This is a genomic window from Gordonia sp. NB41Y, assembly GCF_030718915.1.
Classification (GTDB): Bacteria; Actinomycetota; Actinomycetes; order Mycobacteriales; family Mycobacteriaceae; genus Gordonia; species Gordonia desulfuricans.
The window spans coordinates 4,358,942-4,376,252 of the sequence record NZ_CP132196.1 but is presented as its reverse complement, the minus strand read 5'-3'; the positions used below and the strand labels follow the sequence as shown (position 1 = coordinate 4,376,252).

The 17,311-nt window shown below is 69.3% G+C and carries 13 protein-coding genes; 4 read left to right on the top strand and 9 right to left on the bottom strand.

Going from position 1 to position 17,311, the window contains the following annotated elements; genetic code table 11:
- The first annotated feature begins 9 nt into the window (after positions 1-9).
- Both Q9K23_RS19010 and Q9K23_RS19005 read left to right on the top strand, forming a co-directional pair.
- A complete protein-coding gene (locus tag Q9K23_RS19010) occupies positions 10-537 on the top strand; it encodes a hypothetical protein (RefSeq protein WP_152972893.1) in 528 nt (175 codons plus the stop codon).
- 49 nt (positions 538-586) lie between these two features.
- Entirely contained in the window at positions 587-2,254 is a 1,668-nt protein-coding gene (locus Q9K23_RS19005) for a helix-turn-helix domain-containing protein (protein WP_305950238.1), read from the top strand.
- Here the strand turns inward: Q9K23_RS19005 and Q9K23_RS19000 are convergent.
- Complete coding sequence (locus Q9K23_RS19000; protein WP_053778512.1) at positions 2,251-3,387, bottom strand: HPP family protein; 1,137 nt, start codon at positions 3,385-3,387, stop codon at positions 2,251-2,253. The two genes, Q9K23_RS19005 and Q9K23_RS19000, sit on opposite strands and share 4 nt — an antisense overlap.
- Positions 3,388-3,682: 295 nt before the next feature.
- Here Q9K23_RS19000 and Q9K23_RS18995 point away from each other — a divergent pair, with 295 nt between their 5' ends.
- Positions 3,683-5,179, top strand: a complete 1,497-nt coding sequence (locus tag Q9K23_RS18995; RefSeq protein WP_053778511.1) for an aldehyde dehydrogenase family protein — start codon at positions 3,683-3,685, stop codon at positions 5,177-5,179.
- 55 nt (positions 5,180-5,234) lie between these two features.
- Entirely contained in the window at positions 5,235-6,353 is a 1,119-nt protein-coding gene (locus Q9K23_RS18990; RefSeq protein ID WP_020792833.1) for an NDMA-dependent alcohol dehydrogenase, read from the top strand.
- Between the two features lie 716 nt (positions 6,354-7,069).
- On the opposite strand, the gene Q9K23_RS18985 is transcribed toward Q9K23_RS18990, so the two are convergent.
- From Q9K23_RS18985 to Q9K23_RS18950, 8 genes are all read right to left on the bottom strand, one after another.
- Entirely contained in the window at positions 7,070-7,678 is a 609-nt protein-coding gene (locus Q9K23_RS18985) for a TetR/AcrR family transcriptional regulator (protein WP_053778510.1), read from the bottom strand.
- A gap of 16 nt (positions 7,679-7,694) precedes the next feature.
- Positions 7,695-8,510: an enoyl-CoA hydratase family protein gene (locus Q9K23_RS18980; protein ID WP_053778509.1), complete on the bottom strand. Its 816-nt coding sequence runs from the start codon at positions 8,508-8,510 to the stop codon at positions 7,695-7,697.
- A gap of 42 nt (positions 8,511-8,552) precedes the next feature.
- Positions 8,553-9,719 carry an acyl-CoA dehydrogenase gene (locus Q9K23_RS18975; protein ID WP_053778508.1) on the bottom strand — a complete coding sequence of 389 codons (1,167 nt, stop codon included), beginning with the start codon at positions 9,717-9,719 and terminating at the stop codon, positions 8,553-8,555.
- Positions 9,716-11,785, bottom strand: coding sequence for a biotin carboxylase N-terminal domain-containing protein (locus Q9K23_RS18970; protein WP_053778507.1), 2,070 nt, complete (start codon positions 11,783-11,785; stop codon positions 9,716-9,718). Before Q9K23_RS18970 ends, Q9K23_RS18975 begins: the two co-directional genes overlap by 4 nt.
- An 85-nt stretch (positions 11,786-11,870) precedes the next feature.
- Positions 11,871-13,469 carry a carboxyl transferase domain-containing protein gene (locus Q9K23_RS18965; RefSeq protein ID WP_053778506.1) on the bottom strand — a complete coding sequence of 533 codons (1,599 nt, stop codon included), beginning with the start codon at positions 13,467-13,469 and terminating at the stop codon, positions 11,871-11,873.
- Complete coding sequence (locus Q9K23_RS18960) at positions 13,466-14,626, bottom strand: acyl-CoA dehydrogenase family protein (protein WP_020792562.1); 1,161 nt, start codon at positions 14,624-14,626, stop codon at positions 13,466-13,468. The genes Q9K23_RS18965 and Q9K23_RS18960 overlap by 4 nt, the downstream gene beginning before the upstream one ends.
- Before the next feature lie 90 nt (positions 14,627-14,716).
- Positions 14,717-16,438, bottom strand: a complete 1,722-nt coding sequence (locus Q9K23_RS18955; protein WP_053778505.1) for an acyclic terpene utilization AtuA family protein — start codon at positions 16,436-16,438, stop codon at positions 14,717-14,719.
- A 4-nt stretch (positions 16,439-16,442) separates the two neighbouring features.
- On the bottom strand, positions 16,443-17,261 hold the full coding sequence (locus Q9K23_RS18950; RefSeq protein ID WP_053778504.1) for a TIGR03084 family metal-binding protein: 819 nt from the start codon (positions 17,259-17,261) through the stop codon (positions 16,443-16,445).
- Positions 17,262-17,311 lie beyond the last annotated feature (50 nt).

The following is a 17,311-nucleotide window of genomic DNA, read 5'->3' as shown; positions in this document are numbered from 1 at the left end:
GTAACCCCCGTGACGACCCGCCTACCGTGGGGGTATGCCCCACCGGGCCGCCCGAGACGACTGACGAACGCGGAGAAGGACTTCGCGCGGGTGGTGTTCGGGCCGCGGGCCGACTGGCTCGACACGGTCGTCCTCACCGGGTTCATCGGGTGGCGGGGACGTGCCTTCGTCTTCCCGCTCACCCGGCGGACCGTCCTGTGCAACATCGGTGACTGCGCTGCCCGCCCCACCACGTCGTCGACCCCCGCCTACCCCCAGCCCGGCCGGTTGTTCGTCCACGAGCTCGTCCACGTCTGGCAGTTCACCCATCGCCGCCGCGCCCGGACCCTTGCCACCGCGATCGGGGAGCAGGTCCGCCACCTTCGGGGCACGAACGTCTACCACCTGGCCGCCACCCCGCCCGAGTGGGATGCGATGACGCTGGAACAGCAGGCGACGGTGGTCGACCGCTGGTTCGCCGGCAGCTCACCGACCCGCGCACCGATGGACGCCGACAGCCCGTACCGCCGGTTCGTCGAGCACGTCCGGCACGGCTGAGCCGCCGGGGCAGCGGGGCCTTCCCCTCACCGCCCCGGTGTGTGATGGTGTGAGCATCGACATACCGACCGCCCACCGGCCCGCCCGGAACGACCCGCCACCACCTCGCCGCACCGTGATCGCGCAGAGCTGGCGGCGTTCGGCGCTGTCGGGGGTGCGCCCGGAGTCCACCACGCTCCCCGACCCGGTCGACGTGTCGTCGGCCGATCCGCTGCTCGACGCCGCACGACCGGTCCTCGACGAGGCCGCGGTCCGCATCGCCGACACCGACATGTCGCTGCTGCTGGTCGACCACGAATGCCGGATGGTGTCGCGGGTGACGGCGGGCGCCACCATCGAACGCATCCTCGACGACGCGGGTGCGTCGAGCGGGGTGGCCTTCACCGAGTCCGCGGTCGGCACCACCGCGCTCGGCACCCCCGCCGAGATCCGCCGCGGTGTGCTGGTCAACGGCTCCGAGCACTACCTCGACCGGTTCAAGCAGCTCAGTTGCTTCGGGCAGCCGATCATCCACCCGGCGACCCGTCGCCTCGCGGGCAGCCTGTGCATGACCGAGGTCGGCGACCGCGCCAATCCGCTGTCGATCCCGTTCGTGACCGCGATCGTCAACGACATCGCCGACCGTCTCCTCGACCGGTCACGCGCGCACCAGCGTCGCGTACTCGACGCCTTCCAGCGGGCCGCACCCCGACGCGACGTCGCGGTCGCCGCCCTCGGTGACGATCTGCAGCTCACCAATGCCCTTGCCGCCGACCTGCTCTCCCCCACCGACATCGGCGCCCTGCGGATGGTCGTCGCCGATCCGTCGCTGCACGCGACCTCGATGCGCACCACCCTGACGTCGGGGACGGCGGTGGAGGTGCTCGTCGAACCGGTCGGCGGGACCCGGGGTGCGGCGGTGTTCCATCTGCGGCCGACACCGGCCACCCCCACCCGTTCGCCGGCCCCGGTGTCGGCACCGGGCGCCTCCGTCCCGCCGGTCCGCAGCACCGCGATCACCGGCGAGCCCGGCACCGGCCGCAGCACCGAGGCGCACCGGGTGGCCACCGACCTCGCCGACGTCGCACCCGTGGTCGTCGACGTCGCCGAGACCCTCCTCGAGGGCACCCCGCCGGACGTTCCCGCGCTGCTCACGCAGGCCCGCTCCCGCGGCGCGGCCCTGATCGTCGACGGCGCCGACCTGCTCGACGACCGGTCGCTGACCCTGCTGCGCCATGTCGCCGCGCGGACGTCGCCGACCCCGCTGATCGTGGTGACCGGCCCGGCCACACAGATCGGATCGGGTGCGGCCGCACTGCTCGGGCAATGCGGGCGACGGATCGAACTACCGCCACTGCGGCATCGCACCGCCGAGCTCGCGGTGATCGCGACATCGGTCATCACCGAGCTCGCGCCGGGAACCGAACTGTCCAGCGGCGCCGCCGACGCCCTGCTCTCACAGGAGTGGCCGGGCAACCTCACCGAGCTGGTCACCGCGCTCGGCGACGCGGTCGCGGCGAGCACCACCCGCGGGTCGCGCACCGTCGACCTCGCCGATCTGCCGGAGCGCTACCGCACCACCAGTCGCGCATCGCGCCTGGCCGGCCGTGAGCAGGCCGAACGTCAGGCCATCATCGACGCGCTGGACCGCAACGGCCACAACAAGGTTCATGCGGCCCGCGAACTCGGGATCAGCCGCACCACGCTGTACGCCCGAATCCGCGCGCTCGGGATCTAGAGGCTCGGGACGGGACTCTCGTCACCGGGGACGGGCCCGGCCTCGTCGGCGCGCAGGGTCTGGCGGGCCAGGGCGGTGATCAGGTCGGTCTGGGTGACGATCCCGACGATGTGGTCGCCGTCGAGCACCGGCACGGCGTCACACCCGCCGTCGGCGAGCAGTGGCAGCAGGGCGGCGACCGGGGTGTCGGGGTGTGCCACCGGCAGGTCGACGTCCATCACGTCGACCGCCCCGATCGGGGTGCGGTGTCCGCCGAGTGCGGTGATCAGATGGATCTGGAAGACCACGCCCACATACCTGCCGTCGTCGGCGATCACCGGCAACGAGGTGAACCCGTACTCGCCGAACAACCGCGCGAGTCGTTCCGGCGTGGTGTCGGGCGCCACGGTGATCAGATCGCGCGACATCACCGATGCCGCGTCGAGCGGATCGGTCCGGTGGCCGGCGGCCTGCAGCTCGGCGGCACCGATCAGTCGGGCGAGGTCGGCGACACCGAGGTTCAGCGACTGCCGGTAGCGGGCCAGGATGTCGGTCAGCTCGTCCTCGGTGAGGCCGAGCCGTTCCGGCGGGCGCGGCTCCTCGGCGAACTGACGGAACGGGTAGTGCCGTCGGGTGGCCCGCCCGTAGACGGTGGCCACGAGCACCAGCAGCACAGCACCCACCGCGACCGGGGCGAGGGCGAACCGGAAACCCAATGCGTGCACGGCATCCGGTGAGAGTGCCGCGGTGAGCGCGACCGCACCGGCCGGGGGATGCACGGCGCGGCAGGCGATCATCGCGGTGACCGCCAGACCCACGGCCAGCACCACACGCAGAAGTGGTTGGGACACGGTCAGTGTCACCGCGACACCGACCACCGCCGAGAGGACACTGCCGACCACCGTCGGCCAGGGCTGGGCCAGTGGACTGCTGGGCGCGGCGAACACGAGCACGGTGGTGGCCCCGAACGGGGCGATCATGTAGAGGCCGGTGGTCAGGTCGACGCCCGAACACACGAGTACCGCACCGACGACGGCCATGCCGAGCAGGGCGCCGACCCCGGCGCGGACCGCTTCCCACGGCGTTCCGGCCGGCGACGCCGGGCCGAGGCTCCGGATCGCGGCACGGACCGACACCGCGCGTCTGGTGGACATGCTCGGCTCTCCTGTTGTCACGGTCGGGGCGATCTCACGCTAGCGGTGTCCGATTCCCTCACCGGCCACCACCCCGAGTGTGAGAACGCCATTGGCTGAGAAGTGTTCACCCCGATCACCTCGCACGGCACTGCCCGGCCGGACAGTGTTCGGTCAGGTCCGATCGCGGGAACTGTCCACCCCGCACTGTTCAGTTTCTGGACATCCCGGCGCACTCATGCGGTGGCAGAAATAGATGCAGATGCGCATCTATGACCCAGATCACTTCGCCACCGAGTCCCGACCAGGAGCACACATGACTGCCGTCGCCACCGAGCCCTTGCCCGCCGTCCGTGACTTCATCGCCCGCGATCGCCAGATGCTGATCGGCGGTGAGTGGGTGCCGGCCGCGTCGGGCCGCACCTTCGAGACCATCGACCCGGCCACCGGCCGCCCGCTCACCGCGGTCGCCCACGGTGACGCCGCCGACGTCGACCGTGCGGTCCGGGCGGCCCGCGTCGCGTTCACCGACGGGCCGTGGGCGCGGATGAAGCCCAACGAGCGGGAGCGGCTGTTGTGGCGGGTGGGTGACATCCTCACCGAGCGCGCCGAGGAGTTCGGCCAGCTCGAGGCCCTCGACAACGGCAAGGCCGCCACCATCGCCACCGCCGTCGACGTCGCGTGGTCGGCCGACATCTTCCGCTACAACGCCGGTCTGGCCACCAAGATCACCGGCTCCACCGTCGACGTGTCGATGCCGTTCGTCCCCGGCGGCGAGTTCCACGCCTACACGCTGCGCGAGCCGGTCGGTGTGTGCGGGCTGATCGTGCCGTGGAACTTCCCGCTGCTGATGGCCGCCTTCAAGCTGGCCCCGGCACTCGCGGCGGGCAACACCGTGATCCTCAAGCCCGCCGAGCAGACCCCGCTCACCGCGCTGCTGCTCGGAGAGGTGTTCTGCGAGGCAGGCTTCCCGCCCGGGGTGGTCAACATCGTCACCGGTTTCGGTGACGCCGGAGCCGCGTTGTCGGCGCACGACGACGTCGACAAGATCGCGTTCACCGGCTCCACCGAGGTCGGCAAGAAGATCGTCGACGCGGCCAAGGGCAACCTGAAGAAGGTGTCGCTGGAGCTGGGTGGCAAGAGCCCCAACATCGTCTTCGCCGACGCCGACTTCGAGAAGGCGGTCGCCGGGTCGGTCGCGGCGTGGATGTTCAACCACGGCCAGTGCTGTGTGGCCGGGACCCGCCTGTTCGTCGAACGTCCCATCTTCGACGACTTCACCGCCGCCGTCGCCGAGGCCGCATCCCAGGCCACCATCGGACCGGGCCTCGACCCGGCCACCGAGCTCGGACCGCTGGTCAGTCAGGAACAGTTCGACCGTGTCTCCGGCTATCTGGCCGCGGGTGTCGCCGACGGTGCACGCGCACTGACCGGCGGAAAGCGCTGGGGCACCGAGGGATTCTTCATCGAGCCGACGGTCTTCGTCGACGTCGAGCCCGACTTCTCGATCGTGCGGGAGGAGATCTTCGGCCCGGTCGTGGCGGCGATGCCCTTCGACGCCGACACCGGGGTGACCGCGGCGGCCAACGACTCGATCTACGGTCTGGCCGCGGGGATCTGGACGCAGGACCTGTCCAAGGCGCACAAGACGGCCCGCCAGATCAAGGCCGGCTCGGTGTGGGTCAACCAGTACAACGGCTTCGACACGGCCATGCCGTTCGGCGGGTACAAGCAGTCGGGCTGGGGTCGTGAACTCGGCCAGTCGGCCATCGAGCTCTACACCCAGACCAAGGCCGTCAACATCGCGCTCTGATCCTCCGCTCCCCCTCTCACCACGATTCACCCATCACGACAAAGGAGTCCACACCATGAGCATGACCACCAAGGCCGCCGTCCTCACCGGCCCCGGCAAGCCGTTCGAGATCGTCGAACTCGACCTCGACGAGCCCCGCGAGGGCGAGGTACTGATCAAGTACACCGCCGCCGGCCTGTGCCATTCCGACCTGCACCTGACCGACGGCGACCTCCCGCCGCGCTATCCGATCGTCGGCGGTCACGAGGGGTCGGGCATCATCGAGGCGATCGGTCCGGGCGTCACCAAGGTCAAGCCCGGCGATCACGTGGTGTGCAGCTTCATCCCCAACTGCGGTACCTGCCGCTACTGTTCCACCGGGCGACAGAACCTGTGTGACATGGGTGCCACCATCCTGGAGGGCTCGATGCCCGACGGCACCTTCCGATTCCATTCCGGCAAGGACGATTTCGGCGCGATGTGCATGCTCGGCACCTTTGCCGAACGGGCCACCATCAGCCAGCACTCGGTGGTCAAGGTCGACGAGTGGCTGCCGCTGGACAAGGCCGTGCTGGTCGGCTGCGGTGTACCGTCGGGCTGGGGTACCTCGGTGTACGCCGGTGGGGTCCAAGCCGGTGACACCGTGGTGATCTACGGCATCGGCGGACTGGGTATCAACGCGGTGCAGGGTGCGGTGTCGGCGGGCGCCAAGTACGTCGTGGCCGTCGATCCGGTCGCCCTGAAGCGCGAGACCGCCCTGAAGTTCGGTGCCACACATGCCTTCGCCGACGCCGACGAGGCCGCGGCCAAGGTCAACGAGCTCACCTGGGGCCAGGGCGCCGATCAGGCACTGATCCTGGTCGGCACCGTCGACGAGCAGGTGGTGCAGAGCGCTACCGCGGTGATCGGCAAGGGCGGCACCGTGGTGATCACCGGTCTGGCCGATCCCACCAAGCTCACCGTGCACGTGTCCGGCACCGATCTGACCCTCAACCAGAAGACCATCAAGGGCACTCTGTTCGGTTCGGCCAATCCGCAGTACGACATCGTCCGGCTGCTCCGTCTCTACGATGCCGGCCAGCTCAAGCTCGACGAGCTGATCACCCAGACCTACACCCTCGACCAGGTGAACGACGGTTACCAGGATCTGCGCGACGGCAAGAACATTCGCGGTGTGATCATCCACGACAGCTGAGTGACACCCACGGACGCGACCACCGCCGAGGTGGTCGCGTCCCCACGGTCCTGGCTCAACCACCCACCACGAGTTGATGATTGAGCCGGGACCGAGCCGGAAAGGCGAGGACCCGAGTCGAAATCCCCGCACCACACCCCCGGGTGCCAAGCACCTCCAAACCGGTCACGCCCCGAGCTCGGCCCACCGAGGTTTCGACACAGGTCCTCGCTCCGCTCGGTCCTGGCTCAACCACCCACGGGCGTCGCTGATTGCACCAGCCCCCTTGATGATTGAGCCGGGACCGAGCCGGAAAGGCGAGGACCCGAGTCGAAATCCCCGCACCACACCCCCGGCACCAACCACCCCCAAACCGGTCACACCCCGAGCTCGATCCACCAAGGTTCCGACACAGGTCCTCGCTCCGCTCAGTCCTGGCTCAACCACCCACCACAAGTTGATGATTGAGCCGGGACCGAGCCGGAAAGGCGAGGACCCGAGTCGAAATCCCCGCAACACACACCGGGCGCCAACCACCTCCAAACCGGTCACACCCCGAGCTCGGCCCACCAAGGTTTCAACACTGCTCATCCACTACCCCTTGATGATTGAGCCGGGACCGAGCCAGAAAGGCGAGGACCCGAGTCGAAATCCCCGCAGCACACCCCGGGTCCCAACCACCTCGGAAACACAGGTCCTCGCTCAACCACCACCAGGCGTCACCGAGTGAGTCTCGATCAGCCCAGCATCGCGCGCATCATCTCCGACCAGGTCGCGACCACCTGGGCGCGACGGGCGGAGTCGTCGGAGAGGGTGTCGGCGAGGCCGAGTCCACGTGCGAGGTCGAGCGTGGCCTGCACAGCACGGTGGGCGGCGTCGTCGTCGGGTTCGGCGCCGAGTACGGCCATCGTCGTACGGTGTGCCGCTCGCGCGAACCTCGCCTCCATCGGCAGGATCAGCGCCCGGAGGGCCGAATCGGATGCCGCGGCCGCCCAGATCTGCAGGGCCGCCTTGAATTCGGTACCGGTGTACATTGCGACCGCATGCTCCACGGCCGCCGACACACGGTCGGCATCGTCGGGCACCGGATGTGCCCGGGTGGCCGAGTCGGCGAGGTCGTCGAAGACCTGCTCGAGCGTCGCGGTGATCAGGGCCTCGCGGGTCGGGAAATGATGTTGTGCCGCACCGCGCGACACCCCGGCCCGCTCGGCCACCGCCGCCACCGTGGCGGCCGACCAGCCGTCCTGCGCGAGCGCCTCGATCGTCGACGACAACAGGCGCTCACGAGTGATCCGTGATCGCTCCTGTTGTGGTTCACGCCGATTCGTGCGGCCTGCGGTGGTCATGGTGTCACTGTAGTGGTCATGCCGTCTCCGACCGTCCGGAGAGGTCCCACGCAGGTGGCCGTTTCCCGAGGAAGGCGGCCATCCCCTCACGTGCCTCGTCGCTGCCGAACAATGCCGCGGACTCCTCGGCGCACAGGCGGGCGTCGCGGTCGAAGTCGCGCAGGATCGACGCCGTGGTCAGCCGCTTGGACGCGGCCAGCCCCTGCGGTGACGCCTTGCCGATACCCGCGAGGATGGCGGCCACCTCGGTGTCGAGGTCATCGGCGGTGGCACAGGCCCGGGTGAGGAGTCCGATCTGCTCGGCCGTTGCCGGATCGAAGGTCTCACCGGTCAGGTAGTAGCGGCCCGACGAGCGCGCGGTCATCTTGGGCAGCAGCACCACCGAGATCATCGCCGGCGCCAGACCGAGCCGTGCCTCGGTGAGTGCGAAGGTCGACGACGGTCCGGCGACGACGATGTCGGCGGCTCCGATCAACCCGAACCCGCCTGCCCGCACGTGCCCGTCGATCCGCGCCACCACCGGTTTCGGCAGTTCCAGGATGGTCCGCATCACCTGCAGCATCGCCTCGGTGCCGGCCGCCGAGGCCTCCTCGACACTCGCGCCACGGCGCAGCGCCTCCCCGAGGTCGGCGCCGGCACAGAAGGTGGACCCCGCGTGGGTGAGCACCACCGCACGCACGTCCGGGGCGGCACCGGCCGCCCGCAACGCCGACAGCAACTGCCCGACAAGCGCCTCGCCCAACGCATTTCGGTTGCTCGGGGAATCCAGCGTGATGGTGGTGATGCCGTTGACGGTGGTGGCGTGCACCACCTCCGGCGATGTCTCGGTCATCGTGTCTCTCCTCGGCCGGGTGCTCGGTGTGACGGGGGGTGGTCAGTACGACTTGGGCAATCCGAGACTCGTCTGCGCGACGAAGTTCAGGATCATCTCGCGGCTGACCGGTGCGATCCGCGCGATCCGGGCCAGACTCAGCATCGGCGCCAGCCCGTATTCACTGGTCAGCCCGTTGCCACCCAGCGAGTGAACCGCCTGGTCGACGATCTTCACGCATGCCTCGGCGGCCGCGTACTTGGCCATGTTGGCCGGTTCGGCGGCACCCCAGTCGTCGCCTGCGTCGTAGAGGGTCGCGGCCTTCTGCATCATCAGCTTGGCCATCTCGAGCTCGATCTTGCCCTGCGCCAGCGGATGTGAGATGGCCTGGTGGGTGGCGATCGGCGCCTTCCACACGGTGCGGTCGGAGATGTAGGCGACGGCCTTGTCGAGGGCGAAGCGCCCCATGCCGACCGCCGAGGCCGCGGCCATGATGCGCTCGGGGTTCAGCCCCGCGAACAGCTGGCTCAGCGCCGCGTCCTCGGAACCGACGAGTGCATCGGCGGGCAGCCGGACGTCGTCGAGGAACAGCTGGAACTGCTTCTCCGGGTTCTGCAGTTCCATCTCGATCAGCGTGTAGGTGAAGCCCGGCGCATCGGTCGGCAGGATGAACAGTGCGGGCTTGAGCTTGCCGGTCTTGGCGTCCTCGGTGCGCCCGACGATCAGCACGGCGTCGGCCTGGTCGACACCGGAGATGAACACCTTCTGCCCGTTGAGGATCCAGTCCGATCCGTCACGGCGCGCGGTGGTGGTGATCTGATGGGAGTTGGAGCCGGCGTCGGGTTCGGTGATACCGAATGCCATGGTGAGCGTGCCCTCGGCGAGACCCGGCAACCACTTCTGCTTCTGTTCCTCGGTGCCGAACCGCGCGATGATGTTGCCGCAGATGGCCGGGGAGACCACCAGCATCAGCAGTCCGGTCCCGGCGGCCGCGATCTCCTCCATCACGATCGCCAGCTCGTACATACCGGCGCCACCGCCGCCGTACTGTTCGGGCAGGTTGACCCCGATGAAGCCGAGTTGCCCTGCCTCCCGCCACAGTTCGTCGGTCTTGCGGCCCTCGCGGGCGCACTCGCGGAAGTAGTCCTGCCCGTACTTGGCGGCCAGTCCGGCGACCGCCGCGCGCAGCTCGGATCGTTCGGTCGTCTCGACGAACGGGTTGTCGGTCATGCGTTCCCCTCCTGCTCGGCCGCGGCAGATGCTGCCCGGGCCCCTTCTGTTCCATTCACGTCTGTTCGGTTCGTATCACCGTCGGTCGACCCGTCGGTGATCACGGCCAGCACATCGCCGACGGCGAGCTGGCGGCCCGGTTCGACGGCGAGGGTCGCCACCACACCGTCGGCGGGGGCGCTGATCGTGTGTTCCATCTTCATCGCCTCGAGCCAGATGATCGGCTGACCGGCGGTGACGGTGTCGCCCTCGGCGACGGCCACCCGGATCACCGCCCCCGGCATCGGCGCCAGCAGCGATCCCGGCCGCTGCACACTGGCCGGGTCGACGAAGCGCGGCGTACGGCGCAGGTGCACACCGAATCCCGGTCCGTCGACGTAGACATCGGTCTCGCCGTAGCGGGCCACCGTCAGGGTCTGCTGCACCCCGTCGGCGTCGGCCAGGGTGACGGTGTCGGCGCCGACGGCGACCACGACCAGCCCCGGGGCGTCCGGCAGTTCCACGCCGTCGCGGGTGTGGCGGTAGCGCACCACCGTCTCGGTGTCGTCGGGCAGCAGATAGGTCTTGGTCTGATAGCCCGACGCCATGTTGCGCCAGCCCGATTCGAGGCTCGCCTGGACGCGGGCGGAGTCCCGGTTGGCGGCGCCGGTCGCGAGGGCCGCCGCGATGGTGGCACGGGTGCGGGCCGCCTCGTCGGCCAGCGGCGCCGACAGCACGTCGATGCCCACCTCGTCGAGGTAGCCGGTATCGGTCTCACCGGCGCGGAAGGTCTTCTCGCGCAGGATGTTCACCAGCAGGTCGCGGTTGGTCACCGGGCCGTGGATCCGCGCATCGGCGAGGGTGCGGGCCAGCATGGCCGCGGCACGCGCCCGGTTCGGCGCCCAGGAGATGACCTTGGCCAGCATCGGATCGTAGAAGGTGGAGATCTCCGAGCCGTCACCGATCGAGGAGTCCAGACGGACACCCGGACGGTCCAGCGGACCGAACGACGTCACGGCGTCGAGTGCAAAGGTGTGCACGGTGCCCGACTGCGGCTGCCATCCGGCGGCCGGGTCCTCGGCGTACAGGCGCACCTCGATGGAGGCACCTCGCGCCGCCGGCGGCTCGGCATCGAGCCTCTCCCCCATCGCGATCCGCAGCTGCCACTCCACCAGGTCGGTGCCGGTGGTCAGTTCGGTGACCGGGTGCTCCACCTGCAGGCGGGTGTTGGTCTCCAGGAAATAGAACCGGCCGCGATCGTCGGCGAGGAACTCCACGGTGCCCGCACCGGTGTAGCCGATCGCGCCCACCGCGGTGCGCGCGGCGGCGTAGAGCCGTTCCCGCATGTCCTCGCCGATCCGCTCGACCAGCGGTGCGGGGGCTTCCTCGACGACCTTCTGGTGACGACGCTGGATGGAGCATTCCCGCTCGCCCACCGCCCAGATCGTCCCGTGGGTGTCGGCGAGCACCTGCACCTCGATGTGGTGTCCGCGTTCGACATACGGTTCACAGAACACCGTGGGATCACCGAACGCCGACTCGGCCTCGCGTCGAGCCGCCGCCACCTGCTCGGCGAGATCGTCGAGCGAACGGACGATCCGCATGCCACGTCCACCGCCACCGGCGGACGCCTTGATCAGCAGCGGCAGGTCGTCGGCGGTGACCGCATCGGGATCGATGTCACCGAGTACCGGCACCCCGGCGTCGGCCATCAGCTTCTTGGCGTTGACCTTGGAGCCCATCGCGGCGATCGCCGACGGCGGCGGGCCCACCCACACCAGTCCGGCGTCGAGCACGGCGGCGGCGAACTCGGCGTTCTCCGAGAGGAATCCGTAGCCGGGGTGGATCGCGTCGGCACCGGCCGCGCGTGCGGCGGCGATGATCTGCTCGCCACGCAGATAGGTCTCGGCAGACGTCGTGCCGGGCAGTCGGATCGCGGTGTCGGCGGCGGCCACATGCGGCGACGCGGCGTCGGGATCGGAGAACACCGCGACGGTGTCGAGCCCCATGGCGGCCGCCGAGGTGAACACCCGGCGGGCGATCTCGCCGCGGTTGGCGACGAGTACCGAGGTGATCGGACCGGCCATGGCCGGTCCGTCGCCTGCGGCTCCCGAGGCGCTCCCGGACGTGGTTGTTGCTGCGGTGATCGTGGTGTTGTTCAACGTTGTCCCCTCACATCCGGAAGACGCCGAAGTTCGACGTCCCCTCCACCGGTCCGCTGTGGATCGCCGACAGGCACAGTCCGAGGATCGTGCGGGTGTCGCGCGGGTCGATCACGCCGTCGTCGTAGAGCATCCCGGACAGGAATGCCGGCACCGACTCGGCCTCGATCTGTGCCTCGATCATCTGGCGCATCGCGGCGTCGGCGGCCTCGTCGACGGTGCCGCCGCGGGCCTCGGTGGCCGCCCGCGACACGATCGAGATGACGCCGGCGAGCTGCGCGGCCCCCATCACCGCGGATTTCGCACTGGGCCAGGAGAACAGGAAACGCGGGTCGAAGGCGCGTCCGCACATGCCGTAGTGCCCCGCACCGTAGCTGGCGCCCAGCAGCACCGACAGATGCGGGACCTTGGAGTTGGAGACGGCGTTGATCATCATCGAGCCGTGCTTGATCATCCCGCCCTTCTCGTACTCCTGCCCCACCATGTAGCCGGTGGTGTTGTGCAGGAACAGCAGTGGGGTGTCGCTGCGGTTGGCGAGCTGGATGAACTGGGCCGCCTTCTGCGATTCCTGGCTGAACAGCACGCCCTGCGCGTTGGCGAGGATGCCGATCGGATAGCCGTGGATACGCGCCCATCCGGTACACAGCGAGTTGCCGTACTCGGACTTGAACTCGTCGAAGTCGCTGTCGTCGACGACGCGGGCGATCACCTCGCGCGGATCGAAGGGGATCTTCAGATCACCGGGGACGATGCCGAGCAGTTCCTCGGTGCTGTAACGGGGTTCGACGACCTCGGCGACCGGCTTCGGCCCCTGTTTGCGCCAGTTGAGGCGGGCCACGATCCGCCGTCCGATCCGCAAGGCGTCCTGCTCGTCGGCGGCATAGTGGTCGGCCAGACCCGACTGCCGGGCGTGCAGTTGTGCGCCGCCGAGGGATTCGTCGTCGCTGTCCTCACCGGTGGCCATCTTGACCAGCGGCGGACCGCCGAGGAACACCTTGGACCGGTTCTCGATCATGACGACGTGATCGCTCATGCCGGGAATGTAGGCGCCACCGGCGGTGGAGTTGCCGAAGACCAGTGCGATGGTGGGGATTCCGGCCGCCGACAGCCGGGTGAGATCACGGAAGAGTCGTCCGCCGGGGACGAACACCTCCTTCTGGGTCGGCAGGTCCGCGCCACCGGACTCCACCAGGCAGATCACCGGCAGCCGGTTGGCCAGCGCGATGTCGTTGGCGCGCAGGTTCTTGCGCAGGGTCCACGGATTGGACGTGCCGCCCTTGACGGTGGGATCGCTGGCGACGACGAGACATTCGATGCCTTCGACCACACCGATCCCGACGATCACCGACGCCCCGACGGTGAAGTCGGAACCGAAGGCCGCGAGCGGACACAGTTCGAGGAAGGCCGAGTCCTCGTCGATCAGCATCTCGATGCGCTCACGGGGAAGCATCTTGTCGCGCTTGCGGTGTCGGGCGACGCTCTTCTCCCCGCCGCCTGCCAGCGCCTTGTCGAGTTCCACCTGGAGCTCGTCGAGTTTGCCGAGCATCTGCTCGCGGTTGCGGGTGTAGTCCTCGCCGGTCGGGTCGAGGGTGGAACGCAGTGCGGTCATCGTTGGTACCCCAATCGTTTTGCGGCCAGTCCGGTGAGGATCTCGGTGGTGCCACCGCCGATGCCGATGATGCGCATGTCGCGATACTGGCGTTCGACCTCGGTGCCGGTCATGTAGCCGAGTCCGCCGTGCAGCTGAACGGCTTTGGACGCCACCCATTCCCCGGCCTCGACGGCGGTGTTCTTGGCGAAGCACACCTCGGCGATCATGTCGTCGTCCGAGGTCACCTTGCGTTCGACGACGGCCCGGGTGTAGGTGCGGGCGACGTCGATCCGGCGGGCCATCTCGGTGAGGGTGTCCTGCACGGATTGTCGTGTGATGATCGGTTTGCCGAAGGTCTCGCGGTCGCGTGCCCAGGCCAGCGACAGGTCCAGGCAGCGCTGCGCGCTGGCATAGGCCTGCACCGCCAGCGACGAGCGTTCGGACACGAAGGCGGTGGCGATCTGGGCGAATCCGGAGTTCTCGGCACCCACCAGGTTGGTCACCGGCACGCGGACGTCGACGAAGGACAGTTCGGCGGTGTCCGAGCATCGCCAGCCCATCTTGTCGAGCTTGCGGGTGACGGTGAATCCCGGTGTGTCCTTCTCGATCACGAGCAGCGACACCCCCGCGGCCCCGTCGCCGCCGGTGCGTACGGCGGTGACGACGAAGTCGGCGCGTACCGCGGAGGTGATGTAGGTCTTGGCGCCGTTGACGATGTAGTGGTCGCCGTCGCGGACCGCCCGGGTCGTCAGGTGCCCGACGTCGCTGCCGCCGCCGGGTTCGGTGATCGCCAGGCTGCCGATCATCTCGCCGGCGAGGGTGGGTCGCACCCAGCGGTCGATCTGGTCGGGGTCACCGGCGGCGATCAGGTGCGGCAGGGCGATTCCGTGGGTGAACAGCGAGGCGAAGACACCGCCGGCGGCACCGGCGTGGTGCAGTTCCTCGGCGAGGACGGTCGCGTCGATCATGTCGCCGCCGCTGCCGCCGATCGCCTCGTCGACGCCCAGTCCGAACAGCCCGAGTTCGGCGGCCGCGCGGTGGACGTCACGGGGGATCTCTCCGTCGCGTTCCCAGTCGTCCTGGTGCGGCAGGACGTGGCGGGTGACGAATCCGCGGACGGTCTCGCGCAGTGCGCGGCGTTCGGGACCGTCCCACACGGGGTCGGTGATCGGCATGTCTGTGGGTCCTCGCAATCGTGGGCGTGGTGCCGGGATGACGTCAGCAGGGAGTGGATTCGAGAGTGGTTCTGGCGCAGCGGTGGACGCTCAGAGGAAGGACCGCGGAATCGGTACCGGCCGGGAGCGCAGCCACTCCCCCATCCCCTTCGCCTGCGGGTCGAAGCGGACGTTGTCGGCGACGCCGCGGCCGAGCACACCCTCGATCACGAAGTTCACCGCGAGCAGGTTGGGCAGCCGGTGACGGTGGATGGTCAGTCCGTGCACCTCGGGGAGCAATTCGGCGAGCAGCTCGGCGTCGAGGGTCTCCTCCAGCCACGCGTAGTGCTGCGGGTCACGCACCCACACACCGATGTTGGCGCTGCCTCCCTTGTCGCCGCTGCGGGCACCGGCGATCCGGCCGAGCGGTTGCAGTTCGGTGGGGCCGAAATCGGTGGTGGCCGTGACCGACTGCGGGTCGGACACATCGGGTTCCACCCGGGTGCGCAGGGGACTCGGGTCGATCCGCTCCACCACACCGTCGGGGAAGGCCACGCGATGCTCGACCAGAGCGGCGTCGACGTAGCCGGGTTCGAACACCCCGAAGGGCGATCCGTTTCCGGGCGGGGCGGTCATGGAGAATCCGGGGTAGCTGGCCAGGGCGAGTTCGACTGCGGTGGAAGAGAATGCGCGCCCCACCTTGCCGGCGTCGGAGTCGCGGGCGACGCACCGCAGCAGGGCACTGGCCTGCTCCTCGGTCTGTGCGTCGGCGCGGTCGAGGCGGGACAGCTCCCAGTTGATCTGCTGCGGCAGCGCGGGCAATGCGGCAAGGAACTGAGCGCGGAACAGTTCGGCCTTGGCCTCGATGTCGAGACCGGTGAGGATCATGGTGATCTCGTTGCGGACGCCGCCGAGATGATTCAGCGACACCTTGGTGGTCTCCGGCGGTGCCTCGCCGCGGACGCCGCTGATCGAGACGCGGTCGGGGCCCTCCTGGCCGAGGGTGATGGAGTCCAGGCGGGTGGTCACGTCGGGGCCCAGGTAGCGGGGGCCGCTCACCTCGTAGAGGAGTTGTGCGGTGACGGTTCCGACGGTGACGGCTCCCCCGGTGCCGTCGTGTTTGGTGATCACCGACGAGCCGTCGGCGGCGATCTCGGCGATGGGGAATCCGATGTGTCCGGCGGCGCGCGACTCGCGCAACGGCAGCTCGGTGAAGAAGGCGTAGTTGCCGCCGGTCGCCTGCGCCCCGCATTCGATGACGTGACCGGCGACCACCGCACCGGCGAGTGCGTCGAGATCGTCGTAGTCCCAGTCGAACACGGCGGCCGCCGGGCCGACGGTGAGCGAGGCGTCGGTGATCCGTCCGGTGACGACGACGTCGGCTCCGGCGTCGAGGGCCGACTTGATCCCGAAGGCGCCGAGATAGGCGTTGGCGGTCAACGGTTTCCCGAGACCCAGGTCGGCGGCGCGACCGAGGAGGTCGTCACCGTCGACGAAGGCGATGCCGGCATCGATGCCGGTCCGGTCGGCGAGTTCGCGCAACGCCACGGCCAGGCCGTGCGGGTTGAGTCCGCCGGCATTGGTGACGATCTTGACGCCCTTGTCGACGGCCAGGCCCAGGCAGTCCTCCATCTGACGCAGGAATGTCTTGGCGTAACCGGCCTTGGGGTCTTTGAGCCGGTCCTTGCCGAGGATCAGCATGGTGAGCTCGGCGAGGTAGTCGCCGGTGAGGAAGTCGAGCTCGCCGCCCTCGAGCATCTCCCGCACCGCGGCGAACCGGTCGCCGTAGAAACCGGACGCATTGCCGATCCGTACGCTCTTCTGCACGGTCATGTGATCAGCCCTCCGCTGTCGTGGTCGCATCCGGGGTGGTCGTCGCGGGTTCGCGTCCGGCCCCCGGAGGACCGGCGAAACACTGTGCGATCGTGGACCATTCACGTGCGTCGTCGCCGACGAAGTGCAGTGCGAGATCGGCGGGGGCACGCCGCTGGGTGACCAGCAGGCAGAAGTCGAGCGCGGGACCGCGCACGATGTCGGTGGCGTCGTCGGGGCCCCAGGTCCACAGCGCCCCCGACGGCGCGACGAGTTCGACGCGGAACGGCTGTGCGGGTGGCTGTTTGCCGTTCACCGCGTAGGCGAAGTCGCGGGTCCGCACGCCGATGTGGGCCACGGCCTTGATCCGGTCGGTGGGTTCGAGGGTGACGCCGAGCGCGTCGGCGACGTCGAGGCCGTGGGCCCAGGTCTCCATCAGGCGGGCGGTGGCCATGGACGTGGCCGACATCGGCGGGCCGAACCACGGGATCTTGGTGCCATCCGGAACGGCGAGCAGCGCCGCCGCCAGGGCTTCCCGGGCGGTCCGCCACTGCGCGAGCAGTTCGGCCCCCGGCAGCCGTGCCCCCTGCTCGGCGGCCTCGTCGACGAAGCCGGTGGGATTCTCCAGCGCTTCGGCGACGACGGCGGCGAACGCCGCCGGATCGGTGGCGGCGATCCCCGACTGGGTGTCGGTCCAACTCAGGTGCGCGATCTGATGGGCGACGGTCCACCCGGGTGCGGGGGTCGCAGTGGCCCAGCCGGCGGCGTCGAGACCGGCGACCAGCTCGTCGAGTACCCGGGACTCTGCGGTGAGGTCGGCCACGACCTCCTGCACGTTCGACATGCGATGAGCGTCACACATCCGACAATAAAAATCAAGCACACATGATTGTT